Annotated in this window: 8 protein-coding genes; 2 read left to right on the top strand and 6 right to left on the bottom strand. The window is 38.2% G+C overall.

The features are described 5' to 3' along the window. The first annotated feature begins 28 nt into the window (after positions 1–28). The gene (locus J0L83_09335; protein ID MBN8664765.1) at positions 29–1,102 is read left to right on the top strand and encodes an ABC transporter permease; all 1,074 of its coding nucleotides are present in this window, start codon (positions 29–31) and stop codon (positions 1,100–1,102) included. Here J0L83_09335 and J0L83_09340 read toward each other — a convergent pair. Genes J0L83_09340 through J0L83_09350 form a run of 3 tightly spaced genes read right to left on the bottom strand, consistent with a single transcriptional unit; the run spans position 1,099 to position 3,900 of the window. Beyond that, positions 1,099–2,538 (bottom strand): O-antigen ligase family protein, encoded by a 1,440-nt coding sequence (locus J0L83_09340; protein MBN8664766.1) that lies wholly within the window; start codon positions 2,536–2,538, stop codon positions 1,099–1,101. The two genes, J0L83_09335 and J0L83_09340, sit on opposite strands and share 4 nt — an antisense overlap. Next, a complete protein-coding gene (locus J0L83_09345) occupies positions 2,535–3,398 on the bottom strand; it encodes a hypothetical protein (GenBank protein ID MBN8664767.1) in 864 nt (287 codons plus the stop codon). Before J0L83_09345 ends, J0L83_09340 begins: the two co-directional genes overlap by 4 nt. Positions 3,399–3,420: 22 nt before the next feature. Further along, a complete protein-coding gene (locus J0L83_09350; protein MBN8664768.1) occupies positions 3,421–3,900 on the bottom strand; it encodes an Lrp/AsnC ligand binding domain-containing protein in 480 nt (159 codons plus the stop codon). Between the two features lie 567 nt (positions 3,901–4,467). On the opposite strand from J0L83_09350, the gene J0L83_09355 reads away from it, so the two are divergent. Further along, on the top strand, positions 4,468–5,961 hold the full coding sequence (locus J0L83_09355) for an ATP-binding protein (protein ID MBN8664769.1): 1,494 nt from the start codon (positions 4,468–4,470) through the stop codon (positions 5,959–5,961). 343 nt (positions 5,962–6,304) lie between these two features. Here J0L83_09355 and J0L83_09360 read toward each other — a convergent pair whose 3' ends face one another. The 3 genes from J0L83_09360 to J0L83_09370 are packed head-to-tail and all read right to left on the bottom strand — an operon-like array spanning position 6,305 to position 13,220. After that, entirely contained in the window at positions 6,305–8,383 is a 2,079-nt protein-coding gene (locus tag J0L83_09360; protein ID MBN8664770.1) for a redoxin family protein, read from the bottom strand. A gap of 52 nt (positions 8,384–8,435) precedes the next feature. Next, positions 8,436–9,860, bottom strand: coding sequence for a RagB/SusD family nutrient uptake outer membrane protein (locus J0L83_09365; GenBank protein ID MBN8664771.1), 1,425 nt, complete (start codon positions 9,858–9,860; stop codon positions 8,436–8,438). Positions 9,861–9,878: 18 nt separating this feature from the next. Next, positions 9,879–13,220 (bottom strand): SusC/RagA family TonB-linked outer membrane protein, encoded by a 3,342-nt coding sequence (locus J0L83_09370; GenBank protein MBN8664772.1) that lies wholly within the window; start codon positions 13,218–13,220, stop codon positions 9,879–9,881. Positions 13,221–13,369: the final 149 nt, after the last annotated feature.

The raw sequence follows: 13,369 nt of genomic DNA on the forward strand, positions 1-13,369 counted from the left end.
CGCATTACTGAACTTTGTATTTTCAGGCATGCAGCAAGCTGTTGAACCAAAACGTTTTCAACGAAAACTATGGAGAAATAAGGGTGCAGTAATGGGTACTTGCATCATTGCTGTATCCATATTCATTGCACTCACCTGCTATCAATTAGCGCCTGATGCCTCACCGTTTGGCAATAGAATGATTCCTGCAATTGGCAGTAAATCTCCTGGCTTCACTATGCAATTCTTATTGATCAAACAAAGTGGTAACCAAGAAACTGGGGTATTAACGAAGTGGGTATCGGGACAAAAAGATACCGTTCAATATTTACCGATACAAGCCTATCAACTAAAAGGCGACAGTATTATTTACGAACAATACATTGATGAAGGGCTGAGCAAATCAGGTAGCATTCCGCTTAAGCAACTAGCAACACCCAATTCAATCACCCAAAAATTTTACCTAGGCACTGATAAGTTTGGCAGAGACATGCTGAGTCGTTTACTCATTGGCACCAGGGTAAGTTTGAGTGTAGGTTTGATTGCTGTACTTATCTCCCTCACCATTGGCATCAGTCTTGGTGCGATGGCAGGTTATTTCCGCGGCTGGGTAGACGAGCTGATCATGTGGCTCATTAATGTGATTTGGAGTATTCCAACACTGTTGCTTGTATTCGCTATGACTTTGCTATTGGGTAAAGGCTTTTGGCAGGTGTTTATGGCTGTTGGTTTAAGTATGTGGGTGAATGTAGCCAGATTGGTGCGCGGACAAGTAATGGCTGTTCGCGAACTGGAATATATTGAAGCAACGCGGGTGCTGGGATTTAGTCATACCAGAACAATCATCAAACATATTCTGCCGAATATTATGGGACCTGTGTTAGTGATTGCTGCCAGCAATTTTGCATCTGCGATTGTATTGGAAGCAGGTCTCAGTTTTCTTGGTGTTGGCGTTCAACCACCGCAACCGAGCTGGGGACTAATGATTAAAGAGAATTACAATTTCATCATCACCAATAATCCGGCACTGGCTTTAGCGCCAGGTATTGCTATTATGTTATTGGTATTAGCATTTAATTTATTGGGCAATGGTCTGCGCGATGCGTTTGCAGTAAAGGACTAAGCAATAGCTGCTTGTTCTTCTTTCAGTTTTCCTTCCAGTGCAATTAATACACCGATACATAGCCAGAAGAGTCCGCCAATTTTATCTGTTTCAATTAAGTCGCTCATGGTATTGAGCAATGCAATCATACTGAGCATCACACCAGCAATCATCGCTGCATAACTATAGAGCCTGGTTTGCAGTCGGTGGAATAAATATTGTGCACGATATAGCGCAGCAAACAGGATCAATAAGAAAAAACACAGACCCGGTAAACCCTGCTCTAATGCCAAAAGCAGGTAATAATTGTGTACAGAAGAATGATCCGGATTATTACTTACCCAGGTACGAAACAATTGTGCTGCATAGGGCTTGTAATGCAGGTAAAAACTATTGGGACCAAAACCCGTAACTGGCTCTTCTGCAGTCATGGCCACACCTGCAGTCCAACGGTAAAAACGTTCTGCATTAGAGACGTCTTTCAACGCCAGCGTCGCCGTCATATGATCAGTGAAATCAGTATGAAAAATCGTAGTCGTAAAATCTGGTCGGTATTGCAAGAAACGATTCCCCTGTAATAACCACGCTAAAGCCATGGTGACAACAATAGCACTCATCACCAATGCTTGCATCAGCCATTTCTTTTTGATGAGCCAATACACAAAAAGGCCAGCAATCGCCACAATCCATGCCCCACGTGAATAAGCGAGTATCAAGCCCAACATGGCAATTACCAAAGCAATACCCACTTTTCGTTTTCTGCTATGCTCATCCGTAAGCCGATACACTGCTATACCTATCGGCAATAAACAGACCAGCATACCCGAGTAATTTACGTGATTGCGAAAAAAAGGATCTAGTGTATCCTTGATTCCTTCAAAGCTGAAGCCATGTGCAGCATGACGAAGGATACTTTGTACTACCACAAAAAACATAGGTATGATAAGTGCCAAAGCCATTTTCTCCCAATCCTGATAACCTTGCAATACAATACCCGGTAGTAACACCAAGGGCAATACATACCAGGTTTTCGCGAATAGGTATTTTACTGATAAAACAGGTTCGTATGAAAACAGAACTGTGATGGCAATCCAAAACAAGTGCAATAGTACGAGTATCGGTAAACCACTCTGATATACAGCATGCGGCAAGCTGAATCTGCGTGTGATCAGCAAGAGCGAGATGGCTCCGGTAAGTAAAATCAATAAAGGTTCTCCTGGAAAATCCAGCGATAGGCTATCAGTAAACATCAACTCAGTAGACAAAGGCAATAACCATAACCACCACCAAAAGAGTTGGGTTGTCTGGTGCAGATAAATATCAGCGAAACGCCATAGCAAGAGCAGACAAGATGGTAATACCAGCCACCACCATTGTTGTAGTAACAATGCGGGTATTACGCTGACACATTGGAGTGCCACAAACCCCCACGTATATCGCTGCAAAATTAAACTCATGCGCGCTTTTGATCAATCAGGGCTGTAAGCAATAAGCCAAAGGCCAAACTGGAAGCAGCTACAGCAAGTAAACTAACCAGCACTTGCGGTCTGGCAGGTTTATGATTGGGTGAAGCATTTTGCTGTATATATAATGCAGGCGGATTGGCCTTGATGGCAGCATCCATCTCAGCAATATTTTTAGTGAGTTGTGCTGACTGTTCTTCCAAAGCTTTGAGCTGACCCAACAGCAATGCCTCTTTCAATAATCCTTGGCCCAGTTTGATTGAATCTGTCAGACTTGTGTACTGCTGCGCGGTTTCCTGTAAAGAAGCTTGCAAGGCAGTTTTCTCTTTGGAATATCTGTCAGCTGCTACTTCTCGATAGCGCTGATCAATATGCTGCACAATTGCATTAGCAATATCAGCCGCCAGTTGCGGCTCTTTCATATATACGTCGATCTTTAGTTGTTGCTCTTCCGTTCTGATTAGTTGTACATCCTTTTTGAATCGCTTCAATACTGCATGACGTACATAAGCGGAATCGGTTTCTCCAACCCGATATTGCTGCATAAGATCAAACTTGTCAATGAGTGCATAATAGTTGCTATCCAGGTTGGCCCAGCCATACAATCTGTCCAGATCATCTGCACTGCCATACACAGCATATAATAATTGAATCTCTTTATTAAAGAGCCTGCCTTTATCCTGTAACTGAGGGTTAGCAGCAATAATAACTGCAGTTGATTTGTATTGTTTTGGCATCCACCACAACACAATACCTGCAATTACAACGGTGCTTAATACTAAGGTCATGATTGCATATCTTCTGCGTTGCCACACTTCTAATATGCCTGAAAGATTAAAATCGTTTGTTTGCATAACATGAAAATACGGTGAATAATCATGACTTATCAGCTGCTGTTACAACTACAGGTCTGCTGAAACTTTCTTCAAGTGAAATAAATGTTTCTGTTCTTTCAATGCCTTTAATCTTCTGTAATGCATCGTGCAATACGTAACGCAGTTGCATGATGTCTTTGCAAACGATCTCTGCAAACATGCTGTAGTTACCGGTTGTATAATTCAAACGCACAATCTGCGGTATACGTTGCAGCTCTTTAGCAACAGAATCATACAAAGAGCTTTTCTCGAGGTAAATTCCAATGAAAGCAATCACATCATAGCCCAGTGCTTTCATATCTACAAAGAGCCTTTTGCCCTTGACGATACCCATTTCTTCCAATTTCTTGATACGTACATGGATGGTTCCCCCGGAAACAAAGAGTTTTTTGCCCAAATCAGCATAAGAAATCTCAGCATCCTCAATCATGGCCTGAATAATCTGCAAATCCAATTTGTCTAAATTCAATTTTGACGGCATTTTTGGCACCTATTTTTTATGATTTAGCTAAAATAGATTCTATTTTTAGATAATTTCAATACTTTTAAAATAATCATTGAATTATTTTGAACGAATATGGCATTTGGCCTAACATTGTATTGTCAATGACGACAAGCTCTTTACACTGTGGGGTGATGAAATTTTTGGCAGACATGCCCTCTCGTCTCGAGGGTGGGGATAACAGGATAAACGTAACATAGAGCCGACGTTACTTTTGGTAAGGCCGACCAGGGTTGACCACTAATCTTTGTGTTACAGCTAACTGCCTCGTGGAGGTTCGACCCCTCCCCCTACAGCAAATTAATCCGCATAATTAATTGTATTGCAATTTTTTATGCGGATTATTATTTTATATGAGTTCCACTAAAGGTTTCACTAATTTCTCAGACTCTATAGGTCTATAAAACTTGAGGCAATCATCCAGATGCTAAATCTTTTATTTATACGCACACTGCATAAGGCTTAGGGCAAACCTTTCTATGTAAAGAAAGGAAAGTAGATTCATAAAATCAGACTAAAATTACAATAATGTACAAATAAGAAGATATGAATCTTCTTAAAAGAGCTATTTTTGTAACTATTGATAAACACATGATCAGTTTAAATCTTATTCCAGAGGATAAAATCATTGAGCGCCTCCGCTATGAAAACCCATGGTGGGCTAGTAAGGAAATACCAGAAGTGTATAGTAAGATGCATAAGCGCTTATATTTTGATTTATTTTATCCTTTTGTAACCGAAAAGCAGATAAGAAGAGCTTTGGTATTAATGGGGCCAAGACGGGTAGGCAAAACAGTCATGCTTTTTCATAGTATACAGCGCTTAATTGAAGATGGTGTTAACCCTCAACAAATTTTTTTTATAGGCATTGATAACCCTATTTATGTACACCTAGGTTTGGAAGACATACTGGACATGTGCAAAAAGGCACTCAGTTTAAAGCATCTTCAAAATTGCTATGTCTTTTTTGATGAGATACAATACCTCAAAGACTGGGAGAGACACCTTAAAGTATTGGTTGATTCATATCAAAATACCAAGTTTGTAGTATCAGGTTCTGCAGCTGCTGCACTAAAGTGGCATAGTACCGAAAGTGGTGCTGGAAGGTTTACTGACTTTATATTGCCACCCCTTACTTTCCAAGAATACATACATCTAAAAAAAATGCAGCATCTCATTTATGATGGCTTTATTCAATATGGCGATAAACCTATTGCCTATTGCCTAACTCATGATATAAAGATTCTGAATCAGGAGTTTGTTAACTATTTGAACTTTGGTGGATATCCGGAAGTAGTGCTTTCTGAAAAGATACAGAGTGATATGGGGCGATATGTAAAAAGCGATATCGTAGATAAAGTTTTACTAAGAGATTTACCAAGTTTATATGGAATCAAAGATGTTCAAGAATTAAACCGATTCTTTACATACTTAGCCTACAATACGGGTAATGAATTTTCTTATGAAGCTATGTCTAAAGATAGCGGTATACAAAAAGATACTTTAAAAAAGTATTTGGACTATCTAGAAGCAGCTTTCCTAATTAAAGTGCTGAATAAAGTAGATATACATGCCAAACGATTAAAAAGGGTAACAAGTTTTAAAGTGTATTTAACTAACCCATCATTAAGGACGGCATTATTTTCACCTATAACAGCCACTGATAATGAAATGGGCAACATGGTAGAAACTGCTATTTTGTCTCAGTGGATGCACCGTGAAAACATGGACTTAACTTATGCACGCTGGAAAGAAGGGCGACAGGAAGGTGAGGTAGATCTGGTTTTGTTAGATGACAAAAAATTTAAGCCTGTATGGGGTGCAGAGATCAAATGGAGTAATCGCTATTATGATAACCCCCAAGAACTGAAAAGTCTGAATCATTTCTGTAAGGCTAATAGCTTTCCGTATGCCTTAGTAACTTCTATTGATCAGCAAGGTGTAAAAAATATTGAGGGCTTACAATTATGCTTTCTTCCTGCCGCCGTATATGCATATAATATTGGCGATATTACCTTGAAAATGAAAACCGGAAATTAGAACACCCAATCTAAAAGATATGTACATTAAGCAGAAGCATACCGTGTGAATGGATGCGCGGTTAAATAATCAAGTGATAGATATCTATCAATCAAATGCAAATAGAAAACCCTTTAGAAACGAATTCTTATACCACTTATTTGTATTAGCCTTCAGTAACACTTCTTGATAACTGATAAAAGTTACAACCCCCAGTAGGCCTTACCTGATATAATAGGTATATATTAAATCACATTTTATGAATAAGCAAATAAGGGCTTTTAATAAAAGCCCTTATTCTAATTTTCAGGAAGAAATGGTTGTATTGGCCCCCGGCTCATCAACAAACCACACTTCCAGATTTTTATTGATTATTAAGAATTTGATTTGTATCAAAAATTGATGATTCCATTGGCTTAAGTTCTGCTTTATCTAACTTAATAGAAAGAATATTAGCCTGATTTACTTTAAATGGAATCATCACGCCCTGAATATTCCGATAATCACTGTAAGTAGTAAATGTTTCAAAGAATCCACCACCTTTTCTTGGCTCTAGTTTATTAGAGAATAAAACAAATTTATCAATCAGGAAAGTCCTTTTGTTGATGTAGTACTTTTCAACGTAATCTTTATAGTTAAGCTTTAATACATATGCACTATCCTTTTCATTATTCTCTTCTGCAAATTTTATTACAGCTCCAAAGACTTGTTTACGTAAATACAAATCGAATCCATATACCCTGTTAACCCAATTACCTTTTACATCAGATTGGGAAGGGAAGTTTGACACATACTTATCACCCGAAAGCAAAGAATATCTTGGTTTGAAATAATCTGCACCCAAGATCATCCTCATTTGCTCAGTTACTTCAAAGAGAAAACTATTCTTTAACTGATTGGGGTATTTAAACCAAAGCTTGTTATTTGCTTTCATACCCGGCAAAGACTGAACATACTCAAAATACAACCCTTGCATTTTTAATTTTTCCGCACCGATAGCCTGAAAGTGCTTTTCTAAAATGCCCTCTGTATTTTTTGCATATAATTCCTCATCAAAAATGGCACTGATCTCCTTTTTATTTTGCGGTTTCATCATGTTATCAGAAATAATATTGCCAGCAGCGTCAATCAATAAATACCGAGGAATAGCATCTACTATATAAGCTTTCGGAAATGGATTTCTGAAATCACCTTCTGCATGCAATACATATCCATGAAGGTCTTCTTCTTTTACGGCTTTCAACCAATCTTCTTTTGATCTGTCAAGAGATACACTTAAAAAAACCACATCCTTACCCTCATAAGCTTTTTCCAACTCGCGCTGGTAAGGGATTTGTGCTCGGCATGGCGCACACCAGGATGCCCAGAAATCAACAAAAACCATTTTCCCTTTAAAATCATCAAGACGATACACTTTACCTGAGGCATCCTGTAATGTAAAATCAAAAGCACGCTTTCTAGCCTTACTTAAATCAGGTAGCTTATTCTTAGTCAACTGGGACAAACGATCTGCATAAAAGTCGCGTACAAATTGATCAGAATTATTCAGTAAGAAATCAACATAAGCTTGATTCTTTAGCCCATTAACCGCTAGCTCAATTTTTAATTTTTCACCATAAAGGTAATTTTTGAGTCCTTGGTCTGTTATGTACTTCTGGATTGCCTCAGCTGCAATAAACTGACTGATATTCTTTTGCTTAATTGCATCAAACGAAATACCATACTTCTCTAAGGTTCTAGCTGCATATGCATTTGTCAAGTCTGTTACATATTCCTTCATAAACGGAATATTAACTACTGTTCTTCCAAGTTTTGCCGCTTGTAAATACCTAAGGTTACTTTCTATTGTTACTAATGACATTGTATCAATTTCCGTAAATCTTCTTAATACAAGTTTAGACAACTGCATATCCTGTTTGAATTTTGGAATAGCATTTACGAGTGGAGATTCCGCTTTCATCGCTGCATCAAGACTTACTTCAGCTTTATTCAACGGTGAATTATCTAGGAATAAAATTTGATGCCAATCTCTAATACTCAGATCAATACCTGTTGCTTCCAAAGCCTTGTAATAAGACTGATATATAGTCTGCAACTTACTTCCTTTAGCATTACCTGAAATACTTATAACACTTTGTTGCAAGGAAGGCTTATCAATCGTGATGTTAAATGACTCTCCAGGCACTAAATAATAATACTGAGATTGCGTATTCCCTGCTTTAATCTCAACAAATTGAGGTTCGTGCAGCTTAAGCTTCCCGGAAAATTGCTGATTAGTACTATCCACTGTAAACTTTTGCATCTTGCCGTCCCTGATCATCTGAACCTCTTTTACCATTTTCGCAATTGGGCCTGTTAGCTTTCCAGCAACTACTGCTTCCTGTGCAATAAGTGAAATAGAAAGGGATAATCCAACGAATAACAGATGTATATACTTTTTCATATTAACTACATTCTAAATTTGATTAAAGCCTTTTAAATTGTACAGGCAAGTGTTAGTATCCCGGATTTTGTGTCAGATTAGGGCTTGTATTCATCTCCGACTGTGTAATAGGCCAAAGGTTATAGTGTGGCTTGTAATTTGCGGCCTTATGCGGCAATGCTCCTAATACTGTGTTTAATCTATTGGTACGTTTCAAATCATACCATCTATGACCTTCACAGAACAGCTCAGTTACTCTTTCTTTTTCAATAGCAGCTAACATTGTTGCTTGTGTTGTTGCTGTTGTATTGGGTAAACCTGCCCGATTACGAATAAGATTTAGATCTTCTGCAGCAGAATTAGTACCTGTAATCTTAGATTGCTGCGCTCTAGCTTCTGCACGAATCAAATACATTTCTGCGAGACGCTGTACAATGAAGTCTTGTGGTGCGGCTGCAATTGTTGCAGCTGCTGCTGAAGTATTATAGAGATATTTATTGGGAAAATTGAATCCAAATAAATTAATCACCCAATTACCATTAACTCTTCTTTGGTCTCCTGTTTCAAAACTGCTGATAACATTGGTAGTAAGGGCACAATAATTGGTGGTTGCATTACCTACAGAAGCAGGGATCGTTAACCATCCAATAACTGTTCTGTTATCGAAAAGTAAACCCGTACCAGTTGAGCCAAAAGAAAAGATCGCCTCTCGTGAACCTCTGCGGAAAACGTTATTGACGCCTGTAACCAGCTGGTATTGCCCGCTACTGATCACTTCACTTGCAGCATTTTCGGCGTTTGTCCAATTGCCAAGATATAAATGAACTTTTGCTAGAAGTGCCAATACTTGATACCGATTATGAATAGTTATTGAATTACTAGCATTAACAGTAGTAGGCAAATCGGCAGCAGCTTCTGTTAAATCTTTAATGACAGCAGCATACACTTGTGCAACAGGTGTTCTTGGTTTGGTCAGATTTTCCGATGTACTGGTAGAAGTAATCAATGGCACGTCACCCCAAGAGTTTGCCATAAGAAAATGCTCATATGCGCGCACATATTTTGCAGCAGCAATGATTTGCTTTTTTTCAGTTTCATTCATAATTGTCGGGTCAACTGAAGGCATTTTAGCAATTAATTCATTTGCTCTATATGTCGGTAAATAGAACCAACTCCAAGGAATCAGGTTGGTATTAGTGGGAACAATATTTCCAGATATTATATCACCCACCTCAGAGCCGGGCATAGGGGTAATAACACCTTCATCAGATATCCAATACGTAAAGCGAATATAGTTGCCATGTAATGCACCTGATGCCATACCATTGTACATACCGTTGACTGCCGAAAGAATGGTTGGCCGGCTTTTGAAAACAGTTTCAGTGGCCAGTTGATCAATAGGCAAAGGTGCTTCTAAAAATTTTTTACAACCCTGTGTAATCAGGATGAAAACGGCAAGAATAAAGATTACTGTATATTTATTTTGATACTTATTCATAACTGATAAATTTTGAGGTTATAAAGTGACCTGAATACCAGCTGTCCATGATTTGATCATGGATCCTCCCCTTGAAAAAACTTGCTCTGGATCTTTGTAAATGAACTCAGAAGTCCAGGTAGCTATATTCTGACCTCTTAAATAAATAACCACTCTAGATAGTTTCGCTTTCTGTAAAAATTCTGTCGGAAAGCTATATGACAATGAAATATTCTTTAGTCGGACATACAAAAGGTCTTTCAATGTAGCAGATGACAATGGATAAATAGCCGTCAACAAGTTGGTAGTTGTATTTGAAGCGGCACCGGAGAATAGCCTTGGAAATCTTGCATTATCACCAGGCTGCTTCCAATACCCGCCTGTAATAATGGATACAGGATTATTTAATTGACCCGGATAGGTATTATTAAACATCCAGTTAGTAGTTAACTGTCTAGAGAACTGGAAAAGAAAGTCTAATTCAAACCCTTTATAACTTAACGTATTACCCAATCCACCAAACGTTCTTGGTATTGCAGAACCAATAAAAGTTCGATCATTATTATTAATTAAACCATCCTTATTTAGGTCAGTAAAAATAGGCAGGCCTGTAGCCGGATCAATACCTTCATAAATCTGTGACCACTCAGCATTTAAAGGTAGTCGTGGGCTATTGACCGGCAGACCAATTTTCATCCTGCTTCCATATGTAGATTTTTCAAGCTCAGGAAATTTCAATAACTGATTCTTCAATAGGGTGATATTGAAGTTTGTTTTCCACTGAAATTTTTTCTGGGGCAAAGTATTTCTTGTAGTCAACTCAAATTCCCAACCTTTATTTTCAACTACAGCAGGGAGATTGGTAATAAAGCTTGAGAAGCCTGTTTGTGTTGGCACTGGCGTACTGGCAAGCAAATTGGTTGATCTTGTTCTATACCAGTTTGCACTAACTAATACACGATCATTAAAGAAACCAAGCTCTAATGCCAAATCTAACTTTCTACTCATTTCCCAACTGATTGATGAATCTGTAAGATAACTTGGAGAAAGACCGGACTGACCATTATAGAAGTTGGAAGAATATAAGCTGGTAAATCTATAATCAGAGATATTATCATTTCCAGTTGTACCAAAGCTGCCACGTATTTTACCATAACTTAAAGCAGGTAAAATATTTTTCATCCATTTTTCACTGGTAAATATCCAACCCAGACCTACAGCACCAAAATCGCCCCATTGCTTTTTAGGTCCAAATCTTGAAGATCCATCTCTCCTGAATGTTAGATTAATCAGGTATTTGCTATCCCAATTGTAATTGAATCGACCAAATAAGGAATTAAAACGATATATATTAGATGAATTGGAGCGTCCCGAAATACTGGTTGCAGCAGCCCAACTCTGTAATAATAAGTCTGAAGTAAAACCATCTAGACTTAAACTATTGTTTGTATTTTTTCGATCGAAAAAGGTGGAGCCCAATAACATATCCACCTTACCCAGACCAAGTTTGGTAGTATAGCTTAATTGAGGTTCAATATTGATTGAAGTAAATACCGCTTTTGACCAGCCTGCATTAGGAATAGTAGTACCAGGATTTAATGGATTGATTGCTGAAGAAGGGGTTGTTGTTTGATTAATACGTTGTTGTTCATTATATCCAAATTGTGTTTTAAAAATTAACCCAGGTAAAATTCTATATGAGATATCCAGATTAGCAATTAGGTTATTCGTACTATTTACCGTTCTAGCTTCTTCAACAGCAAGAGGATTTAGCAATAAACTGTTCTGTGTTATAGATGGCAATGGCCACCAAGGTGTACCGTCTGCATTTCTCATAGGCATATTAGGTGGCATACTTTGTAATAAACCACCAGATCCGCCTCCGCGCGATGGTCGGAGATTCGTTACAGTAAAACTTGTAGAAAAAGCTAATTTAAATCTGTCATTATTTGACGTATGATTCACACTTAGCGAAACAGAAGATCTTTCTAGATTTGGGCTACCACGTGTAATATCAGCTTGTTTGAAATATCCCGCACTAGCGTAGAAACTGAGCTTTTTATCTCCTCCTGATAAATTAGCCTGAGCATTGACAGCTGGTGCTCTATTACCAAACTCATATTTTACCCAATCTGTTGTGGCAAAAATCTGATCCCATGAAATAAGATCGGGCGCGTTAGCTGCTGTAGGTGTAATAGGATTTATTGCCACTCCTGTTGTGGGGTTATGATTTCCCATTGCAAAAGCATCTCTACGCATGGTCAGATATTCAAAAATATTCATTCGGGGTGGCAGATAGGTAGAAGTATTTGCCCATGTATTTACATCGAAGTTGAATTTTGTCGAACCAAGTTTCGCTTTTTTAGTACTAATTAATACCACACCATTAGCACCTCTAGAGCCATAAATGGCTGTTGCGTCAGCATCTTTTAAAATTTCAATGCTTTCAATATCTGCGGGATTAATATTATTCATTGTAGTACTTCCTAGTAACATATAACTACCAACAGCGGTACCTAAACCCCTATTCTGATCAGGCATAACAGCTCCATCTACAATGTACAAAGGTTGATCACCTGCTTCTATGGTATTAACACCCCTAATTCTAATTTCCATACCACTTCCTATAGCACCTGAAGTTTGTGTAATTGATACACCCGCTACCCTTCCTTGTATTGCCTGTAATGGATTTGTAATTGACTGACGATCGATAACATCTGACTTAACTGTTGACACAGCGCCTGTTTTGTTTCTACGTGTTGTTTGACCATAACCAATAATCTGTATATCGTCTAAGGGCGACACTTTAGACTTCACCTCTACTCGCTGAAAAAGGCTTTTGGCATTAACAATATACTCACGCGTTTCAATATTAACAGAGCTTACCACAAGAATGGCAGGCAACTCAATATCTGCAAGCTCAAATACGCCTTTGTCATCTGTTGAAACACCTTTGTTCGTACCTTTTACAACAACAGAAGCACCAATAACTGGTTCATTGCTTTCATTCACCACTGAGCCAATGATTTTAATTTTTGGTCCAAGATCAACAGGCACAGTAGCAACTTGATCAAATGCTAAAACAGATTGCACTTTCGGCTTTATCACAATCGTTTTCTCTATAAAAGAGTAAGTAAGTGGTTTATTATTTAAACATCGATCCAAAGCCTCAATCAAAGTAACATTTTTTATATCAATGCTAACTCTACCTGCCTTATTTAGAGTCTCTACATCATACAGAACATCATAGCCTGATTGGCGACTTATAGAACGTAAAACCTTCTGTATAGAGGCATTTTTCTCAGCCACGCTAATTTGGGCAAAGCCTGCAGCAGTACCTTGCAGTACCATGAATAACAAAAATGAAATCATCATTTTCATACGAAGCAGTTTAGGTCTTGTCAGCTTGAGGGCGCGTGCATTTATGAGTGCGCCTCTAATGCTGAAAAAAATCTTTTCCATAAAGCTGGTTGTTTTGGTTTAGTAAATACAAGTCTTGCCTTTTAATGTATAACGGTTTTGCATTGCCG

It is taken from the genome of Chitinophagales bacterium (assembly GCA_017303835.1).
Classification (GTDB): domain Bacteria; phylum Bacteroidota; class Bacteroidia; order Chitinophagales; family Chitinophagaceae; genus JAFLBI01.